The sequence below is a fragment of the Pseudoxanthomonas sp. 22568 genome (assembly GCF_052044485.1).
Lineage (GTDB): Bacteria > Pseudomonadota > Gammaproteobacteria > Xanthomonadales > Xanthomonadaceae > Pseudoxanthomonas_A > Pseudoxanthomonas_A beigongshangi.
In genome coordinates, this window is the sequence record NZ_JBQENC010000001.1 from 392,427 (window position 1) to 411,497 (window position 19,071).

Consider the following 19,071-nt stretch of genomic DNA (forward strand, 5'->3'; position numbering starts at 1 on the left):
CGCGGGCGATGGCCTGCAAGGTGGCTTCGGTCTCCGGCGCGACGGGGGCGGCCGCCGGGCTGGCGGCATCGTCCGGGGCCGACGCGCCGGCGACGTTCATGTGGCCGCCATCGCCTTGCCGGCCTTGCTGCCGGTCTCGCGGCCGAGCAGGGCGGCGAGCCAGCGGCCGGTTTCGCCCAGCCGGTCCAGGTCGACACCGGTGGCGATGCCCATGCCGTGCAGCATGTAGACCACGTCCTCGCTGGCGACGTTGCCGCTGGCACCCTTGGCGTAGGGACAGCCGCCGGTCCCCGAGACCGCGGCGTCGACCACCCGCACGCCTTCCTCCAGGCACGCCAGGATGTTGGCCAGCGCCTGGCCGTAGGTGTCGTGGAAATGCACCGCCAGCGACGATAGCGGCACCACGCTGGCGACCGCCTGCAGCATCGCGCGCGCCTTCAGCGGGGTGCCCACGCCGATGGTGTCGCCGAGCGAAATCTCGTAGCAGCCCAGTTCGTGCAGCCGGCTCGCGACCCTGACCACGTCGGCCACCGGCACATCGCCCTGATAGGGGCAACCGAGCACCGTGGACACGTAGCCGCGAACCCGCACTCCGTCGGCGACGGCGCGCGCCAGCACCGGCCGGAAGCGCTCGATGGATTCGTCGATGCCGGCATTGATGTTCTTGCGGTTGAACGCTTCGGAAGCGGCGGTGAACACCGCGATTTCCTCCACGCCGACCGCGCGCGCGCGGTCGTAGCCGGTCTCGTTCGGCACCAGCACCGGATAGGCAACACCCGGTTCGCGATGGATCCCCGTGAACACTTCCGCCGCGTCGGCCAGTTGCGGCACCCAGCGTGGACTGACGAAGCTGGTGGCCTCGATGGTGCGCAGGCCGGTACGGGAGAGGCGATCAATGAGTTCGATCTTGTCGGCGGTGGCGATCACCGCCTTCTCGTTCTGCAGGCCGTCGCGCGGACCGACCTCGACGATGCGGACGAAGTCGGTCATGGCGCGGCCTCCGTGCCGGCGCGGCGCAGGCGCGGATTGCGCGAGGCGGGATCGAAGCTGTCGAACAGCCCCGGATCCGCCGCCAGCGTCGCCCGCAGTGCGTCGGCCTCGCCTCCCAGCAGATACACCATCGTGTCGACCTCGCGAATGCCCGGGTCGCCCTGCTGGATGCGTTCGAGCGCGCGGCTGGCCCGCGGCATCGCCACTTCCAGCACGTCGTCGGCGATGCGGTATTTGAGTAGCAGCACGCTGGTGGCGGGCAACTTGCTGTTTCCCGCCGGCGCTTTCGGGTCGTTGAACAGATCGCGCATGTCGTCCTGGTCCAGCGCCAGGTAGCGCGTGCCGTCGAGTTCGAAACCCAGCGCGCGGAACCGGGTGCGCGGCGTCTTGCCGCTTTCGACCAGCGAGACCTGGCACTGCGCGTCGATCTCGGCGTAGTCGCCGGAGCCCAGCGGCATCTTTTCCGGATCCGCGCCGGGCAACGGCAGCCAGCGGCCGGCCAGGGCCGGGTCGCAGCCCAGTTCGGCGGGAGCGCGTTCGAACATCAGGCAGCCGGGCAGGGCCGGCAACGCGAGGGCCAGCAGGAACAACAGCGGCATGCGGCGGCGGCCCGTCATTCCAGGGTCACCAGGACGGCGTCGGCTTCGACGAAGTCGCCGGCGCTGGCGCGCAGCTCGCCCACCACGCCATCGCGCGGGGCCTTCAATGCCAGCTCCATCTTCATCGCTTCCATCACCAGCAGTTCCTGGCCCGTGGTCACCGTGTCGCCGGCCTTGGCGCGGACCACCACCACGCGGCCGGGCATCGGCGCGCGCACGCGGTGGTCTCCCCCGGCATCGGCGGTCGCGGTCCTGCGATAGGCGGGCACCTGTTCCAGCACGACCCGCTGCCGGCCGTCGTGGACGGTGATGCGCTCGCCTTCCCGCAGGACGCGGAAACGCCGTGCTTCATGATCCATACGCAAACCGAGCAGGTCGCCGGTCAACCGCGCGCCCTCGATGGCGTGGGTGCGGCCGTCGTGTTCGATGGCATAGCGGCCCTGGGTACCCTGTGCCTTCAGGGCGAAGGTCTGTCCCCGGTGGACGAAACTCAGCGGCCGCTGGCCGGCATGGCCCAGTCGCCAGCCGTCGGCGATGGCCCAGGGCGAACCCGGATCGGCGGACGCGCGCGCGGTATCGGCGGCAGCGGCCTCCTGCGCGAGCAGGGTGGCGGTGGCGGCGGCCAACAGGGCGGCCGGGTCGGGTTCGCCGGCGGCGAGGAACTCGTCCAGGTGCCGGTCCAGGTAGCCGGTATCGATGCGCCCCTCCAGCACCGCCGGGTGGCGCGCCAGCCGCTCCAGGAACGCGATGTTCGACTTCGGCCCGATCACGTCGCACTGTTCGAGCGCGTCGCGCAGGCGCGCCAGCGCGGCGGGGCGGTCGCGGTCGTGGACGATCAGCTTGGCAATCATCGGATCGTAGAAAATGGTGACCGTATCGCCTTCGGTCACGCCCGAATCGATGCGCACGTGCGGGTCCGTCGGCGGCAGCCGCAGGCGCTCCAGCCGGCCCGAACCGGGCAGGAACCCGGCTTCCGGATCCTCGGCGTACAGGCGCACCTCGATGGCGTGGCCCTGCTGCGGAATCGCGTCCTGCGCCAGCGGCAGCGGCTCGCCGGCCGCCACCCGCAACTGCCACTCCACCAGGTCCAGGCCGGTGGTCATCTCGGTGACCGGGTGCTCGACCTGCAGGCGGGTGTTGATCTCCATGAAGAAGAATTCGCCGTCGGGTGCGACGATGAATTCGACCGTGCCGGCATTGACGTAGTCGATCGCCTGCGCGGCAAGGATGGCGGCCTGGCCCATCGCCGTGCGTTGCGCCGGGGTCAGGAACGGCGAGGGCGCTTCCTCCAGCACCTTCTGGTAGCGCCGCTGCGCCGAACACTCTCGCTCGTTGAGATGCAGGGTATGGCCGTGGCGATCGGCGAACACCTGGATCTCGATGTGGCGCGGCGTGGACACGTAGCGTTCCAGCAGCACGCGGTCGCGGCCGAAGGCGTTGGCCGCCTCGCGCTGGCAGCTTTCCAACTGGGCGATGAAGTCGTCCAGCCGGTGCACGATCCGCATGCCCTTGCCGCCACCGCCGTGGGCGGCCTTGATCATCAGCGGGAAGCCGATCCGTGCGGCCTCGCGCGACAGCGTGTTGGGCGATTGATCCTCGCCGGTGTAGCCCGGCACCACCGGTACGCCGGCGGCGGCCATCAACTCTTTGGCGCCGGCCTTGCTGCCCATCTTGCGCATCGACGCTGCGCCCGGGCCGATGAAGACCAGACCCGCCGCTTCCACCGCCTCGGCGAAGTCGGCGTTCTCCGACAGGAAGCCATAGCCGGGATGGATCGCCTGCGCGCCGCTGCGGCGCGCGACTTCCAGAATGGCGTCGCCGCGCAGGTAGCTGTCGGCCGGCCGCGGCCCGCCGATCGGCCAGGCCTCGTCCGCCTGGCGCACGTGCTGTGCGTCGGCGTCGGCTTCCGAATACACCGCAACGGTGCGGATGCCGAGGCGACGGCAGGTGCGGATCACGCGGCAGGCGATTTCGCCGCGGTTGGCGATGAGGATCTTGTCGAACATGCGGGTCGGGATTTCCGTGTCGGTTCGGTAGGAAAGCGAGGCGAGGATCAGGCCGGCGCGTGGCAGACCGCTTCGACGTTGTTGCCGTCGGGATCGATCACGAACGCGGCGTAGTAGTGAGGATGGTAGTGCGGGCGCACGCCCGGTGCGCCGTTGTCGGTCGCGCCCGCAGCCAGGGCCGTGGCATGGAAGGCATCGACGGCGCCGCGGTCGGGGGCGACGAAGGCGACATGGGTGCCGGTGCCCGGACGCGCGCCGGTGCCGACCCAGAACGCCGGCTTGCGCGGCGGTCCGAATCCGCAGCCCTGGTAGCCACCCGGGCCGGTTTCGCGCTCGGTCACTTCCATGACCACCGCGTAGCCCAGCGGTGCGAGCACCCGTTCGTAGAAAGCGCGGCTGCGCGGATAGTCGGCGACGGCAAAACCAGCATGGTCAATCATGTCGGCACACCTTGGAGGGAAGAGGGCGGCGCGCTCCCCGCGCCAGTGGCGTCAGCGCGCGGGCACCCAGGCCGGCGCGCGTTTTTCCAGGAAGGCGGACAGGCCTTCCTGGCCTTCGGCCGACACCCGCAGGCGCGCGATCAGCGCGGCATTGTCGGCATCCAGGCAATCACGGTCCGCCTGCGCGGCGACCCGGGTGACCAGTTGCTTGGCGGTGGCGGCGGCCTGCGGTCCGGCCTTGAGCAGCAGATCGATCTGGCGTTGCACCGCCGCATCCAGCGCGTCGGCGTCGACCACCTGGTGCAGCAGGCCGATGTCCAGCGCCGTGGCGGCGTCGAAAATCTCGGCGGTCGCGAACCAGCGCCTAGCCTGGCGCGGCCCGATCGCGGCAATGACGTAGGGCGAAATCACCGCCGGCAACAGACCGAGCTTGCTCTCGGTCAGCCCGAACTTCGCCTCCGGCACGCCGATGGCGATATCGCAGCAGGCCACCAGACCGACGCCACCACCGAACGCCGCGCCATGCACGCGTGCGAGAGTCGGACGCGGCAGTTCGTCCAGCGTGCGCATCAGTCGGGCCAGCGCCAGCGCGTCCTCGCGGTTCTCGGCTTCGCCGGCGGCGGCCATGCCGCGCATCCAGTTCAGATCGGCCCCGGCCGAGAACGAGGCGCCGGCACCTTCCAGCACCACCACCCGGACATTGGGGTTGGCTCCAGCCCCTTCCAGTTCACGGGTCAGCTGCGTGATCAGGCCGGCGTCGAACGCGTTGTGCAGTTCCGGGCGGTTCAGCCGCAGCCGCAACACGCCATCATCCAGATGGCTGGCCAGCGCCGGTGCGTGCGGCTCCGTCATGTCTGCTCCTCCCGAAAGCGGCAAATGATAGCCCCTGCGCCGATTTTGGCCTTCGTGCGCTGCGGCGATGCTACAATGAGAATAGTTCGCATTTGAGAGTTGCCGCGTGATGCTGACCGAATTACCTCCCCGGACCCTGGCCATCGTCGAATCGGTCGACGACAGCCACCCCAACGACAACATCGCCCGCCGCCTGCGCGAGCTGGGTTTTGTCGACGGCGAGGAGGTGCAGATCGTCGCCAAGGGACCGCTGGGCGCCGAACCGCTGCTGGTGCAGGTGGGCTTCACCCGGTTCGCCCTGCGTCGCAGCGAGGCGGCGCGGATCCGGGTCCGTCCGGCGGGAGCGGCGGCATGAGCGCGCAGCCATTGCGGCTGGCCCTGGTCGGCAACCCGAACTGCGGCAAGACCGCGCTGTTCAACCAGCTGACCGGCAGTCGCCAGAAGGTCGCCAACTACGCCGGCGTGACCGTCGAGCGCAAGGAAGGCCGCCTGCACACCGCCTCTGGACGCAGCTACGCGCTGCTGGATCTGCCCGGCGCCTACAGCCTGCATGCCGCCAGCCTGGACGAGGCGGTCACCCGTGATTTCTGCCGTGGCTTCCTGCCCGGCGAGGCGCCGCCGGACGTGCTGGTCTGCGTGGTCGATGCCACCAACCTGCGCCTGCACCTGCGTTTCGCGCTGGAAGTGCGCGAGCTCGACAAGCCGATGATCCTGGCGGTCAACATGATGGACGCCGCGCGCCGCCGCGGCATCCGCGTGGACCTGGAGGCGCTGTCGCGCGAACTCGGCGTGCCCGTGGTGGAGACGGTGGCGGTCAAGCACAACGGCGCGCGCGCGCTGGTCGAGCAGATCGAGCGCATGGCCGACGCGCCGCATCCGCCGAAGCACCGGCTGGGCGGCGACGCCGACCTGCACGCGGAAACGCGCCGTCTGCTGTCGCTGGCGGTGGACATGCCGCAACGCACCGCCCAGGTGGACGACGCGCTGGATCGCTGGCTGCTGCACCCGGTGATCGGCTTCGTCGCACTGATCGTGGTGATGTTCCTGATCTTCCAGGCGGTGTACGCCTGGGCCACCCCGTTGATGGATCTGATCGAAGCGGGGACCGGCGCACTGGGCGAATGGGTGGGCGGCACACTGCCGGAAGGCCCGCTCAACAGCCTGCTGGTGGACGGCATCATCGCCGGCGTCGGTGGCGTGATCGTGTTCCTGCCGCAGATCCTGATCCTGTTCGCCTTCATCCTGGCGCTGGAGGAATCCGGCTACCTGCCGCGTGCGGCGTTCCTGCTGGATCGGATGATGGCCTCGGCCGGCCTGTCTGGGCGTTCCTTCATCCCGTTGCTGTCGAGCTTCGCCTGCGCCATTCCCGGCATCATGGCGACCCGTTCGATCCAGGATCCGCGCGATCGCCTGGCGACAATCCTGGTCGCACCATTGATGACCTGCTCGGCGCGCCTGCCGGTGTATGCGCTGCTGATTGGCGCGTTCGTGCCGGAAAAGAAGATCGGCATGTTCAACCAGCAGGGGCTGGTCCTGTTCGGCCTGTACGTGGCGGGCATCCTCAGCGCGCTGCTGGTGGCCTGGGTCATGAAGAAGTGGCGCCGCGACAAGAGCGAGCACCCGCTGATGCTGGAGCTGCCTTCCTATCGCATTCCCCATCCGCGCGATCTCGCGATCGGCCTGTGGGAGCGCGCCTGGATTTTCCTGCGCCGGGTCGGCGGCATCATCCTGGCGATGACAGTGCTGCTGTGGGTGTTGCTGAACTTCCCCGCGCCACCGGTCGACGCGGTGGGGCCAGCCATCGACTACAGCTTTGCCGGCCGCATCGGTCATGCGATGGCGGTGTTCTTCGCGCCGCTGGGCTTCAACTGGCAGATCTGCATCGCGCTGATTCCGGGCCTGGCGGCACGTGAAGTGGCGGTGGCGTCGCTGGCCACGGTCTACGCGCTGTCCGCGGCCGACGACGACGCAGCCGCGCAGGCGTTGTCGCCATTGATCAGCGATGGCTGGTCGCTGGCGACCGCGCTGTCGCTGCTGGTCTGGTACATCTATGCGCCCATGTGTCTGTCCACGCTGGCGACCATCAAGCGGGAGACCAACTCGTGGAAGCAGATGTCGTACGCGGCGTTCTACCTGTTCGCGATGGCCTATGTCGCCTCGCTGCTGACCTACCAGATCGCCAAGGCGCTGGGAGCGGGCTGACGTGGACGGCTCGCTGATCCTGCAATACGCGATCATCGGCCTGCTGGCGCTGGCCAGCGTGTGGGTGGTGCTGAAGAAGCAGTTTCCGGGCACGCTGCGCAAGGCGCGGGTGGCGTTGGCGCTGCCGTTGCTGCGCGAGGGTCGTCCAGGCTGGTTGCATGCGCTGGGGCGCTGGATCGCACCGGAGCCGCGCGGTTCCGGTGGTGGCGACGGCTGCGGCGGCTGCAACAGTTGCGGGCCGTCGTCGAAGGTCTGACCGCCTAGAACACCCGCGCCAGCACCCAGCCGACGAAGAAGCCGTACGAGGCCAGCGTGGTCCAGCCATTGCCCGCGGCGGCGGACAATGGAATCCGCTGGCTGCGCGCGTAGAGTCCGTCAAACAGCGCAAGGCCCAGTGGGACCACGGCGAAGCCGACCGCCCCGGCCGACCACAGATCGGGAAGCGTGCCGGGCAACAAGGGCTGCATGGCGATGCCACCCAGCAGGAATCGCAAGGCATCGAAGCTGCGTCGCCAATGAATCAGGGCGGCGGGAACGACCAGTGGGTAGGCCAGCCAGTCCACTCCCGACAGCGCGGCCAGGACCAGGCCCGTCACTGCCAGCAACACCGGTATCAGCGCGCGTCGGTTCTCGTTGGCGGAACCGTTGTCGCCGAGGCTGATCGCGTGCAGCCACACCATCAGGCGCCAGCCGCCCTGGATTGCCAGGGCAACTCCACCGACCACCAGCGCGGTCGGCAGGGCAGGGCGCGATTGCGCGAACACGACCGGTGCGAGCAGATAGCCCAGCAGTGCCAACAGGACGGCGCGTGCCAGCATCGGCAACCAGCGCCAGACGCCGAGATAGTCCTTGCGGGCAAGTTGCCGGAAGAACTGATCCTGGCCCGGATCAATGCCATCCGGCAGATCGCCGTAGTCCTCGCTCAGGCGTTGCGACAACCGGGCGATGCGCGCGGACATTCCCGGCACGCAGGCGATGGCCAGCGCCTGCGGCCATCGGAAAGGGCGCTTGAGCTGGCGGATCGCCAGCGGACGTGGCTCGTCGTAGCGGGAAGTCTGCTCGCGTTCGATCGCCCAGCGCACCGCCATCCGTTGCTCCAGCCAATAGTCCTGCTGGCCGAAGAAGGTCTCCAGCGCGGACAGGTTCGCGGGTGGAATCGTGACGCCGTCGTAACCCAGGCGCTGGAACAGCGCATCGCCGACCGACTGTTTCAGTTCCAACTGGTAAAGGTCGTCGTGTGCCGCCAGCCAGGCCGACAGTACGGCGGGAGGCGTATCGCGGGCCCGTTGCACGGTTTCCGCGAAAAAACCATCGAAGTCGAAGCGTCGCGTGGTCGCATCCGCAACCGCGGAGGCCGCCGCTGCGGCGGCGCTGGCGACCGGCGATGGCTGGTGCGGCGTGCGCCCGGAGATCAGCGCGTCCAGTTGTTCCGCGTCGAGCAGGACGGTGTGCGCCGTCGCGGGATTCGCCAGCAGTTCCGTTTCCCCGTGTCCATGTTCCCGTCCGGCCTGCGGCTGGTCGTCATCGCCGACCGCGGCTACGTCCGCCGCTTCGATGTCGTCTTCCTCTTCCTCCCAGGCGGCCGCCATCGCCCGCTGCCGGCAATGCTGGAGGGCTTGTTGGTAGGCCTCGTGCAGGCGCTGGAAACCTTCCGGATCGTCATCCGGCCGGGTGACCTTCAGGCGTCGCGCGTAGGCGCGCTTGATCGCGCTTTCGTCCGCGTCGCGGGGAACGCCCAGCAGATCGAACGGAGCCATCTCAGGCCTGCGACTCGATGTGCTGGAGCATGGCGGCGAAATGGGTGCGGTGTTCGCGGATCACGTCGGGATCCTGGCTGTCGAGCGCGCCGCGGAAGCGCACCAGCGCGTCCTGCAGATCGCCGCGTGCCCACAGCAGTTCCTCGTACAGGCGCTCGGCGCGGGCGATCAGGCTGAGGTTCTCCTGCTGGTCGCGCGGGTGGATCTTCAGTGCCGCCAGCGTCGCCAGGCGTTCGCGGATCTCGGCCTGCGAGAGGATGCCCGGGTTCTGTTCCAGGATGACCTCGTGGGTCTCGCCGGTGGCGACCACGGTGGCCTCGACCTGGAGCAGGCCGTTGACGTCGTAGGTGAAACGGATGTCCACCGGGTTCTCGTGCGCGGCCTTGGCCGGGACCGCCACGCTGATCTTGCCCAGCCGCACGTTATGCTCGACCCGCGGGCTTTCGCCCTGGAAGATCTCGAATTCCACCTGCCGTTGCCAGTCCTGCAGCGGCTGGTAGCGCTCGACCCGGCTGACCGGCACCGTGCTGTTGCGGTGGATGATTGGCGAGAAGATGCCGCTGGTGACCTGGCCGTTGGCCCCCTGCTGGCTGGTGCCGACGCCGAGGGTGTGCGGACAGACATCGGTGAGGATCACTTCCTCCAGCTTCTCGTCGCGCGCCTTCATGCCGGCCGCGATCGCCGCGCCCACCGCGATGGCTTCGTCGGGATTGATGTGGCGCAGCGGCAGCCGGCCGAACATGCGCGACACCAGCCGTGCCGTCAGCGGCATCCGCGAAGCGCCGCCGACCAGCACGATGTCGTCCAGCTGCGCGGGTGTGAGCCGGGCGTCGCGCATGGCGCGTTCCAGCGGCGCGCGCAGGCGCTGCACCAACGGCTCGCAGATGCGGGCGAAACGGGCTTCGTCCAGCTGCCAGCTGCGTGCCTGCCCGGCCAGCGTCAGTTCGACGGCATGTTCGGTAGCCGACGCGTGCGAGAGCTCGCGCTTGAGCAGTTCCAGCCGGCGCAGCAGTTGCGCCGATTCGGCCGGTTGCAGGGTGCCCGGGGCGATGCCGAGATCCTGCAGGCAGGCATCGCGCAGCGCATGCAGGAAATCCTCGCCGCCGAGGAAGTTGTCGCCGGCGCTGGCGTGCACTTCCATCACGCCCTCGAACATTTCCAGGATCGACACGTCGAAGGTGCCGCCGCCCAGATCGAACACCAGGAAGCGTCCGCCGCCTTCGCGTTGCTGCAGGCCGTAAGCCAGCGCCGCCGCGGTGGGTTCGTTGATCAGCCGCTCGACCTTGATGCCGGCCAGCTCGCCGGCGATGCGGGTCGCCTTGCGCTGGGCGTCGCCGAAGTAGGCGGGCACGCTGATGACGGCTTCGCCGACCTTCTGGCCAAGGTGCGCCTCGGCGTCGGCGATCAGCGCGCGCAGCACCAGCGCCGATAGTTCCTCCGGCCGGAAGGAATGCTTGCCGAGCCGGGTGACCCGATCAGTGCCCATCCAGCGCTTGAAATGCGCCACGCTGGACTGCGGATGGGTAATCAGGCGCTCGCGCGCGGCTTGCCCGACCAGCACCGCGTCCTGGCCATCCACGCTGACCACCGACGGCGTCAGGTAGCTGTTCAGCGCATTCGGAATCAGCTGTGGTCCCTGTTCGCCATACACGCCCACCAGCGAATGGGTGGTCCCCAGATCAATGCCGACAATCATTCAGTCCCCTGGATCCTTCCCTGCATCGGCGATCAGTGTAAGGGCAGGGAAGCAGTGGCGGGTACCCGGAGGATGCGGCGCGCTCACCCGCAGGCGGTCTTCAGCGACGCGGCCCGCGGCCACCCTGCCGCGGGAACATCTCCACGCTCAGGGTGAAGGTGCGCTGCTCGCCCGGCTGCATCGCGCCCACGCCGACCACCTGGCGGGTGACTTCCTCGCCACGATCGTTGCGGATGCTCATCACCACCGAGTACTCCCAGGGACCGCCATCGGCGGGATGGCGGACGCTGCCCTCCACCTTCAGCGGCACCACCGTCTGCGCCGTGCGCGCGGCCGCCAGCGACGCCTCGTCGAAGCGCAGGTGATGGCGGCACGCCGGGCAGACCGCGGCGCTTTCCAGGATGGTGGTCTTGCAGTGCGGGCAGGTACGGGTCGCCCCGGCCATCCCCGGGCGCGGGCTGCTCATGCCTTAGCCGGCGTCTGGACCGTTGGCCGCCTTGGCGGCGCGCGGCGCGGCCTTGTCCTCTTCCCAGCCGAAGTCGGCCTGGCCGCGCATCCGCGAACCGGCCGCGACGGTCAGGGAGCCGGCCTTGACGTCGCCGACCAGCACGCCGGAGGCGAGCAGCTCCACCCGCAAGGCGGATTCGATGTTGCCCTCCAGCTCGCCGGCGATGATCACCTTCTTGGCACGCACGCCGCCGTTCAACTTGGCGCCGTTCTCGATGGTGAGGTCGCCCTGCACGTTGACGTCGCCCTTGAACTTGCCGGCGATGCGGATGTGGCCGGTGCCCTCGATCTTGCCCTCGATGGTCAGGTCGGCGGCGATCAGCGATTCCTTGAGCTCGCGCTCGGGGGCGGGGGCCGCGCGCATGCCCGGCGGATTGCTGACGGTCGGGGAAAAATCCGCGGCCGCCGTGGATTCGCGCGCAGGCGCGGGCGAAGGTTCCGGCGGCAGCGGAACGGCATCCTTCTTGGCGGGGCCTTGGTCTTTCCAGATGGACATAAAGCGGCAACTCCGGGCGATGTGAACGGCCGACTATCGCCCGTCGCCGGGGTCAAGGTTGTGACCGTCTTTGCCCATTGGTCGGTTCGTCACCCTGATTCATGCCAGGGTTGGCGATGTGCAGGCCGCGCTCACGCAGCTGAAGAGGGGCGGTCAGCGGCCGCCGGCGACGTCGAGGAAGGTGCCGCTGGTGTAGCTGGCTTCCTCCGAAAGGAGCCAGAGGATCGCCCGGGCGACCTCTTCGGGCTGGCCGCCGCGTTTCATCGGCACGAACGCCTTGACCCGTTCCACCCGGTCCGGTTCGCCGCCGCTGGCATGCATGTCGGTATGGATGAACCCGGGACGCACCGCGTTGACCCGGATACCGTCGGCGGCGACTTCCTGGGCCAGCCCGACCGTGAGCGTATCCAGCGCCCCCTTGGAGGCGGCGTAGTCGACGTACTCGCCGGGGGAACCGGTGCGTGCCGCCACCGAGGACACGTTGACGATCGCGCCGCCGCGACCGCCCCGGCGGGTCGACATGCGCCGGATCGCCTCGCGGCAGCAGAGCAGGGGGCCCACCACGTTGGTGGCCAGGATGCGCTGCACGCGGGCCGCGTCCATCGCCTCCACCCGCATCTGGGTTTCCAGCACGCCGGCGTTGTTGACCAGCGCATCGAGCGGCCCGAAGGCGCCGTCCACTTCCGCGAACAGGCGTTCCACTTCGGCTTCCACCGCGATATCGGCGGCGAACGCGGCGGCCTGCCCGCCGTCGGCGCGGATGCGCTCGACCAGCGCGTGCGCGGCGACGGCATCGCGCCGGTAGTTGATCGCCACCGTGTAGCCGCGCGCGGCGGCTAGGCGGGCGGTGGCTGCGCCGATGCCGCGGCCGCCGCCGGTCACCAGCAAGACAGGCGCCGCCATGGACTACATCCGGAACACGCCGAAGCGCGCTGGTTCGATCGGTGCGTTGAGCGAGGCCGACAGGCCCAGGCCGAGCACGCGGCGGGTGTCGGCCGGATCGATGATGCCGTCGTCCCACAGCCGCGCGGTGGCATACCAGGGACTGCCCTGGGTTTCGTACTGCTCGCGGATGGGGGCCTTGAAGGCTTCTTCCTCTTCCGCCGCCCAATGGCCGCCGCCGGCCTCGATGCCATCGCGCCGGACCGTGGCCAGCACGCTCGCGGCCTGCTCGCCGCCCATCACGCTGATGCGCGCGTTGGGCCACATCCACAGGAAGCGTGCGCCGTACGCGCGTCCGCACATCGCGTAGTTGCCGGCGCCGAAGCTGCCGCCGATGACGACGGTGAACTTGGGTACCGACGAACAGGCCACGGCGGTGACCATCTTGGCGCCGTCCTTGGCGATGCCGGCGTTCTCGTACTTGCGGCCAACCATGAAGCCGGTGATGTTCTGCAGGAACACCAGCGGGATGCCGCGCTGATTGCACAGTTCGATGAAGTGCGCGCCCTTGAGCGCGCTCTCGGAAAACAGGATGCCGTTGTTGGCGACGATGCCGACGGGATAGCCGTGCAGGTGGGCGAAGCCGGTCACCAGGGTCTTGCCGTAGCGCGCCTTGAATTCGTCCAGCTCGCTGCCGTCGGTGATGCGGGCGATGACCTCGCGGATGTCGAACGGGCGGCGGGTGTCCTTCGGCACGATGCCGTACAACTCGTCGGCCGGATGCAGTGGCTCGCGCGCTTCGCGCACCGCGACCGGCACGGCCTTGCGCCGGTTGAGGTTGCCGACCAGGCGGCGAGCGATCTGCAGGGCGTCGCGATCATCCTCGGCGAAGTGATCGGCCACGCCGGACACGCTGGTATGCACGTCGGCGCCACCCAGCGCCTCGGCATCGACGACTTCGCCGGTAGCGGCCTTCACCAGCGGCGGGCCGCCCAGGAAGATGGTGCCCTGTTCCTTGACGATGATCGATTCGTCGCTCATCGCCGGCACGTAGGCGCCGCCGGCGGTGCAACTGCCCATCACCACCGCGATCTGCGGAATGTTGTCGGCGCTCAGGCGCGCCTGGTTGTAGAAGATCCGGCCGAAGTGCTCGCGGTCCGGGAACACTTCGTCCTGCAGCGGCAGGAACGCGCCGCCGGAGTCGACCAGGTAGATGCAGGGCAGGCGGTTCTCGCGCGCCATTTCCTGCGCGCGCAGATGCTTCTTCACCGTCATCGGGAAGTAGGTGCCGCCCTTGACCGTGGCATCGTTGGCGACCACCACCACTTCCTGGCCCATCACCCGGCCGATGCCGCAGACCATGCCGGCGGCGGGCGCGGCGCCGTCGTACATGTCCTCGGCGGCCAGCGGGGCGATTTCCAGGAACGGCGAACCGGGATCGAGCAGCGCGGTGATGCGGTCACGCGCCAGCAGCTTGCCGCGCTCGGTATGGCGCTGGCGCGCCTTGTCGCCACCGCCGTCCGCGGCCCGGGCCAGGCGGCGATCGAGTTCGGCGACCAGCGCACGATGGTAGTCGGCGTTGTCGAGGAATTCCTGCGAACGCGGATCGAGTTGCGAAGTGATGGCGGACATGCGGCGACCGGAACGGGAAAGGCGGCATGTAAACACAAAGCCGCAGGTCCGCCAAACTTTCCGCGCCGCAAAAAACAAGGCCCGCTTGCGCGGGCCTTGTCGTGTTCGGCGATGGCCGGACGATTACTTCTTGGCTTCTTCAGCCTTGGCGTCAGCCTTGTCGGCCACTTCGGCAGCCTTGTCGGCGGTCGCCTGGGCGGCGTCGGCCACGGCGCCAGCAGCGGTGGCGGCAGCGTCGGTGGTGGCAGCGGCAGCGGCGTCGCCAGCCTGGGCGGCGGCGTCGGCAGTGGCGGCGGCAGCGTCGGTGGCGGCGGCAGCAGCGGCGTCGCCAGCGGCGGCAGCGGCGTCACCGGCAGCAGCAGCGGCGTCGCCGGCGGCGGTGGCAGCCTGGTCGGCGGCGGCAGCGGCGTCGGTCGCGGCGGCGTCGGTGGTTTCGCTCTTGTTGCAGGCGCTCAGGGCCAGAACGGCGGCGGCCAGCAGGATGTAGAACTTGGTCTTCATTTGGATCCCCAGTGAGGTTTTGGTTGAGAGCAAAACGGGTGAGCGTCCTTGCCCGCTGGGACAGCGGCGCCAGTGCCCGGGCCCGGGTACAGAAAAAGCCGCCAATCAACCGGCGGCTTTTTCAATTTTAACGCTATGAAGCTAAGAAGTGATTACTTCTTTTCTTCGGCCGGAGCAGCAGCGTCCTTGGCAGCGTCGGCAGCCTGGCCGGCGGCGTCGGAAGCCTGGCCAGCGGCGTCGGCAGCAGCGTCGGCAGCGGCGGCGGTGCCAGCGGCAGCGGCGTCGGTGGCGGCGGTGGCAGCAGCGTCAGCGGCGGTGGCAGCGGCGTCGGCCGACTGCTGGGCGGCGTCGGCGGTCGCGGTGCCGGCCTGGGCGGCGGCGTCGGCAGCAGCCTGGGCTTCGGTCGCAGCGGCGTTGGCGTCGGCAGCGGCGTCAGCAGCCTGTTCCTGGTTCGAGCACGCAGCCAGGGCGAAACCCAGAGCCAGCGCGATCAGAGCCTTGTTCATGGTCATGTTGCATTTCCTCGTCGTTAGTTAGGCAACGCGCTATTGCGCGCCTGCAACATGATGACAAGCCAGTTACGCCTGTCAAGCGGTCCGCTGGTTATTTTTGTCAAACCTTCGTTAAAGCACCCATCGGACCGCCAAAAAGGCAAGCGGCCGGGTATCCGGGGGATACCGCGACCGCCCGGACAGGGGGGATGGCTTAGACGATTTCCACCGCGATCGCGGTGGCTTCGCCGCCGCCGATGCACAGCGACGCCACGCCGCGCTTGCCGCCGCGTTGGCGCAGCGCGTTGATCAGGGTGACCACCAGGCGGGCACCGGAAGCGCCGATCGGATGGCCCAGCGCACAGGCGCCGCCGTTGACGTTGAGCTTGGCGTGCGGAATGCCGAGATCCTTGATCGGTGCCATCGCGACCACCGCGAAGGCTTCGTTGACCTCGAACAGATCCACCTGGTCCACGGTCCAGCCAACCTGCTTGAGCAGCTTGTCGATGGCGCTGACCGGAGAGGTGGTGAACCACTCCGGCTGCTGCGAGAAGGTGGCGTGGCCGACGATCTTCGCCAGCGGCTGCAGGCCGCGCCTGGCGGCTTCCTCGGCGGTCAGCAGGACGGTGGCGGCGGCGCCGTCGGAAATGCTGGACGAACTGGCCGCGGTGACGGTGCCGTCCTTCTTGAACGCCGGCTTGAGGGTCGGGATCTTGGCCAGGTCGGACTTGCCGGGCTGTTCGTCGGTGCCGACTTCAACCTCGCCCTTGCGGGTGGCGACCTTGACCGGAACGATCTCGGCGTCGAAGGCGCCGGACCGCTGGGCGGCCTGCGCGCGCTTGACCGATTCGGTCGAGTAGGCGTCCTGTTCCTCGCGGGTGAAGCCGTACTTGGCGGCGGTGGCTTCGGCGAACACGCCCATGGCCTGGCCGTCATACGGATTGGTCAGGCCGTCCCAGGCCATGTGGTCGACCGCCTGGAAGTTGCCGAAGCGGTTGCCGGCGCGCGAGTTCGGGATCATGTGCGGGGCGTTGGTCATCGACTCCATGCCGCCGGCGACCACGATGCTGGCCGAACCGGCCTTGATCAGATCGTGGCCCAGCATGATCGCCTTCATGCCCGAACCGCAGACCTTGTTGATGGTGGTGCAGCCGACGTCGGTCGGCAGGCCCGCGGCCAGCGAGGCCTGGCGGGCGGGCGCCTGGCCCAGGTTGGCCGGCAGCACGCAACCCATGATGACCTCGGAGACGTCGGCGGCGGGGACGCCGGCCTGCTCCAGCGCCGCGCGGATGGTCGCCGCGCCCAGGGTCGGGGTCGGCACGCCGGTGAACTGGCCCATGAAGGAACCGATGGCGGTGCGCTTGGCGGCGGCGATGACGATATCGGACATGAAACGGAACCTCGTGTAGGGATGGCCGGATTATCCCGCTCGCGGTGCGGTGCAGCAATCGGCCGTTCGGACAGGGGGACGCCGCCTGGCGGACCAGGCAGCGGTGGAATGCCTGTTCAGGCGCGGCCGTCGAACAGTTCGCGGCCGATCAGCATGCGTCGGATTTCGTTGGTGCCGGCGCCGATGGCGTAGAGCTTGGCGTCGCGGAGCAGGCGGCCGGTGTCGAACTCGTTGATGTAGCCGTTGCCGCCCAGCGCCTGGATGGCCTCCAGGGTGACCTGCACCGCGGCCTCGGAGGCATGCAGCAGGCAGCCGGCCGCGGCGGCGCGCGAGCCGGTGCCGGCATCGTAGTCGCGGGCGACCTGGTAGGCGAACGCGCGGCTGGACTGCAGCGCGGTGTACATGTCGGCGAGCTTGCCCTGCATCAGGCCGAAAGTGCCGATCGGCGAATCGAACTGGCGGCGTTCGCGCACGTAGGGCAGGGTGATGTCCATGGCCGCCTGCATCAGCCCAATCGGGCCACCGGTCAGCACCAGCCGCTCGGTGTTGAGGCCGCTCATCAGCACGCGCACGCCCTGGTGGACTTCGCCCAGCACGTTCCCGGCGGGAATCTCGCAGTTCTCGAACACCAGTTCGCAGGTGTTGCTGCCGCGCATGCCCAGCTTGTCCAGCTTCTGCGCGGTGGAGAAACCCTTCATGCCGCGCTCGACGATGAAGGCGGTCATGCACTTGCTGCCCGCCTCCTTGCCGGCGGTGCGCATGTAGACCAGCAGCACGTCGGCTTCCGGTCCGTTGGTGATCCACATCTTGTTGCCGTTGGCGACCCACGTGCCGTCGCGCAGTTCGGCGCGGCAGCCCATCGAGCCGACCACGTCCGAGCCGGCGCCGGGTTCGCTCATCGCCAGCGCGCCCTTCCATTCGCCGGTGCATAGCTTCGGCAGGTACTTGCGGCGCTGGGCGTCGTTGCCGTTGAGGAACAGGTTGGAAACGCACAGGTTCGAGTGCGCGCCATAGCTCAGGCCGACCGAACCGGACGCGCGCGAGATTTCCTCCATCGCCACCAGGTGCGCCAGGTAGCTCATGCCGCTGCCGCCGAAGGCCTCGTCCACGGTCATGCCCAACAGGCCCATTTCGCCCAGCTTGGGCCACAGGTCCTGCGGGAACACGTTGTCGTGGTCGATCTGCGCGGCGCGCGGAGCTATCTCGGCATCCGCGAACCGGCGCACGGCGTCGCGCAGCGCGTCGATTTCCTCGCCAAGCGGAAAAGCAGCGATTGAAACGGGTCGCATTCGGTCCTCCCTCCTATTGCGGCCTGTGGGTGTCGGCGATCAACGCTCTCCGCGCAGATGCCCCATGAAGCGTGGTGCGGTCCGGCCCAGCGGCAGCTTGAGCTTGCCGATGGCGGCGATGCGCGCCTCGGCGATGCGGTCGGCGGCGTACTGCGGCGCGAGGTTCTCGCGTTCGGCCAGATCGAAGATCTTGCCGACGGTGTGGTAGATGGTGCGCATCATCCGCATCGCGCGCTCGCGGTTGTAACCGTCGATTTCCAGCGACACGTTGATGACGCCGCCGGCATTCACCGCGTAGTCCGGCGCATACAGGATGCCGCGCTTGGCGGCTTCCACGCCGGTGACGTGCGACATCTGGTTGTTGGCGGTGCCGCAGATGACCTTGGCCTTCAGGCGCGGCAGGGTCTCGGCGTTGATCGCGTATTCCAGCGCGCACGGCGAGAACACGTCCACCGGCAGATCGTAGATTTCGTCCGGCTTGACCGCCTCGGCGCCGTATTCCTCCACCGCGTACTCCACCAGCTTGGGATTGAGATCGGTGACGAACAGCTTGGCGCCGCGTTCCTTCAGCAGTTTGACGAACTCCATGCCGATATGGCCCAGGCCCTGGACGGCGAAGCTGTACTTGCCGATTTCCTCGTTGCCGAACTTGCGGTTGAGGGTGGCCATCAGGCCCTGCAGCGCGCCGTAGGCGGTGAACGGGGCGGGATCGCCCGAGCCGCCGTGGACCTGGTGCACGCCGACCACGTATTCGGTCTCGCGGTAGACGTTCTCCATGTCGTTGACGTCGGTGCCCACGTCCTCGGCGGTGATGTAGCGGCCGCCCAGCGAATCCACGTAGCGACCGAACGAACGGAACAGCACCTCGGTCTTGTCGGCGGTGCTGTCGCCGATGATCACGGCCTTGCCGCCGCCGACGTTGAGCCCGGCGAGGGCGTTCTTGTAGGTCATGGTGCGGCTGAGCCGGAGCGCGTCGGTCAGCGCCGCCTGACTGTCGGCGTAGGGGCGCATGCGCACCCCGCCCAAGGCCGGACCCAGGACCGTGCTGTGAACCGCGATGATGGCCTTCAGGCCGGCGTCGGGGTTGTGGCAGAAGACGACCTGCTCATGGCCGGACGTGTCGAGGGTTTCGAAGATCATCTGGGACTCCGGTGCGGCGTGGGGCCGCGGGCTACGCCGGGTGGCTTTGGCTAACCGCTTGTTCGAAAAATAAAAAAGCGACGTTTCCGGCTCGCCGTGGTCGTCGCAGGCGGGCATTCTAATCCATACGGCCGGCCGGGGGCAGTTTGTGGACGGGATCCCGTTTTCGTGCCTTCGCCAGGCCGGCTGACAGATTCGAAC

Annotated in this window: 19 protein-coding genes; 3 read left to right on the top strand and 16 right to left on the bottom strand. The window is 68.7% G+C overall.

Annotation, left to right across the window (positions count from 1 at the left end; translation table 11 throughout):
• Nucleotides 1-96 precede the first annotated feature (96 nt).
• From ACTJI2_RS01950 to ACTJI2_RS01970, 5 genes are read right to left on the bottom strand one after another with little or no spacing between them, the layout of a single operon-like run.
• On the bottom strand, nucleotides 97-990 hold the full coding sequence (locus ACTJI2_RS01950) for a hydroxymethylglutaryl-CoA lyase (RefSeq protein ID WP_440840910.1): 894 nt from the start codon (nucleotides 988-990) through the stop codon (nucleotides 97-99).
• Nucleotides 987-1,607: a hypothetical protein gene (locus ACTJI2_RS01955; RefSeq protein WP_440840911.1), complete on the bottom strand. Its 621-nt coding sequence runs from the start codon at nucleotides 1,605-1,607 to the stop codon at nucleotides 987-989. The genes ACTJI2_RS01950 and ACTJI2_RS01955 overlap by 4 nt, the downstream gene beginning before the upstream one ends.
• Nucleotides 1,604-3,595 (bottom strand): acetyl/propionyl/methylcrotonyl-CoA carboxylase subunit alpha, encoded by a 1,992-nt coding sequence (locus tag ACTJI2_RS01960; protein WP_440840912.1) that lies wholly within the window; start codon nucleotides 3,593-3,595, stop codon nucleotides 1,604-1,606. The genes ACTJI2_RS01955 and ACTJI2_RS01960 overlap by 4 nt, the downstream gene beginning before the upstream one ends.
• Nucleotides 3,596-3,642: 47 nt before the next feature.
• A complete protein-coding gene (locus ACTJI2_RS01965; RefSeq protein ID WP_440840913.1) occupies nucleotides 3,643-4,035 on the bottom strand; it encodes a VOC family protein in 393 nt (130 codons plus the stop codon).
• Between the two features lie 51 nt (nucleotides 4,036-4,086).
• Nucleotides 4,087-4,887 carry an enoyl-CoA hydratase-related protein gene (locus ACTJI2_RS01970; RefSeq protein WP_440840914.1) on the bottom strand — a complete coding sequence of 267 codons (801 nt, stop codon included), beginning with the start codon at nucleotides 4,885-4,887 and terminating at the stop codon, nucleotides 4,087-4,089.
• A 109-nt stretch (nucleotides 4,888-4,996) separates the two neighbouring features.
• On the opposite strand from ACTJI2_RS01970, the gene ACTJI2_RS01975 reads away from it, so the two are divergent.
• From ACTJI2_RS01975 to ACTJI2_RS01985, 3 genes are read left to right on the top strand one after another with little or no spacing between them, the layout of a single operon-like run.
• The gene (locus tag ACTJI2_RS01975; RefSeq protein WP_221188910.1) at nucleotides 4,997-5,242 is read left to right on the top strand and encodes a FeoA family protein; all 246 of its coding nucleotides are present in this window, start codon (nucleotides 4,997-4,999) and stop codon (nucleotides 5,240-5,242) included.
• Nucleotides 5,239-7,089 (top strand): ferrous iron transport protein B, encoded by a 1,851-nt coding sequence (gene feoB / locus ACTJI2_RS01980; RefSeq protein WP_203322741.1) that lies wholly within the window; start codon nucleotides 5,239-5,241, stop codon nucleotides 7,087-7,089. The genes ACTJI2_RS01975 and feoB overlap by 4 nt, the downstream gene beginning before the upstream one ends.
• A 1-nt stretch (nucleotide 7,090) precedes the next feature.
• On the top strand, nucleotides 7,091-7,345 hold the full coding sequence (locus tag ACTJI2_RS01985) for a DUF6587 family protein (RefSeq protein ID WP_183637156.1): 255 nt from the start codon (nucleotides 7,091-7,093) through the stop codon (nucleotides 7,343-7,345).
• A 4-nt stretch (nucleotides 7,346-7,349) separates the two neighbouring features.
• Here ACTJI2_RS01985 and ACTJI2_RS01990 read toward each other — a convergent pair whose 3' ends face one another.
• The 11 genes from ACTJI2_RS01990 to ACTJI2_RS02040 all read right to left on the bottom strand — a co-directional run bounded on the left by ACTJI2_RS01990 (nucleotide 7,350) and on the right by ACTJI2_RS02040 (nucleotide 18,870).
• A complete protein-coding gene (locus tag ACTJI2_RS01990; RefSeq protein WP_440840915.1) occupies nucleotides 7,350-8,846 on the bottom strand; it encodes a J domain-containing protein in 1,497 nt (498 codons plus the stop codon).
• Between the two features lies 1 nt (nucleotide 8,847).
• Entirely contained in the window at nucleotides 8,848-10,542 is a 1,695-nt protein-coding gene (locus tag ACTJI2_RS01995) for a molecular chaperone HscC (RefSeq protein WP_183637149.1), read from the bottom strand.
• A 100-nt stretch (nucleotides 10,543-10,642) separates the two neighbouring features.
• Nucleotides 10,643-11,008, bottom strand: a complete 366-nt coding sequence (locus ACTJI2_RS02000; protein WP_440840916.1) for a hypothetical protein — start codon at nucleotides 11,006-11,008, stop codon at nucleotides 10,643-10,645.
• Between the two features lie 3 nt (nucleotides 11,009-11,011).
• Nucleotides 11,012-11,545, bottom strand: coding sequence for a bactofilin family protein (locus ACTJI2_RS02005; RefSeq protein ID WP_318289273.1), 534 nt, complete (start codon nucleotides 11,543-11,545; stop codon nucleotides 11,012-11,014).
• 153 nt (nucleotides 11,546-11,698) lie between these two features.
• Nucleotides 11,699-12,448, bottom strand: a complete 750-nt coding sequence (locus ACTJI2_RS02010) for an SDR family oxidoreductase (protein ID WP_440840917.1) — start codon at nucleotides 12,446-12,448, stop codon at nucleotides 11,699-11,701.
• 3 nt (nucleotides 12,449-12,451) lie between these two features.
• Nucleotides 12,452-14,059, bottom strand: coding sequence for a carboxyl transferase domain-containing protein (locus tag ACTJI2_RS02015; RefSeq protein WP_440840918.1), 1,608 nt, complete (start codon nucleotides 14,057-14,059; stop codon nucleotides 12,452-12,454).
• Between the two features lie 123 nt (nucleotides 14,060-14,182).
• Nucleotides 14,183-14,560, bottom strand: coding sequence for a hypothetical protein (locus ACTJI2_RS02020; protein ID WP_141452496.1), 378 nt, complete (start codon nucleotides 14,558-14,560; stop codon nucleotides 14,183-14,185).
• Nucleotides 14,561-14,712: 152 nt separating this feature from the next.
• A complete protein-coding gene (locus tag ACTJI2_RS02025) occupies nucleotides 14,713-15,072 on the bottom strand; it encodes a hypothetical protein (protein WP_440840919.1) in 360 nt (119 codons plus the stop codon).
• Nucleotides 15,073-15,265: 193 nt separating this feature from the next.
• Entirely contained in the window at nucleotides 15,266-16,441 is a 1,176-nt protein-coding gene (locus tag ACTJI2_RS02030) for a thiolase family protein (RefSeq protein ID WP_440840920.1), read from the bottom strand.
• Nucleotides 16,442-16,557: 116 nt separating this feature from the next.
• A complete protein-coding gene (locus ACTJI2_RS02035) occupies nucleotides 16,558-17,730 on the bottom strand; it encodes an acyl-CoA dehydrogenase family protein (protein ID WP_440840922.1) in 1,173 nt (390 codons plus the stop codon).
• A gap of 39 nt (nucleotides 17,731-17,769) precedes the next feature.
• Entirely contained in the window at nucleotides 17,770-18,870 is a 1,101-nt protein-coding gene (locus ACTJI2_RS02040) for a Glu/Leu/Phe/Val dehydrogenase (protein WP_183637125.1), read from the bottom strand.
• Nucleotides 18,871-19,071: the final 201 nt, after the last annotated feature.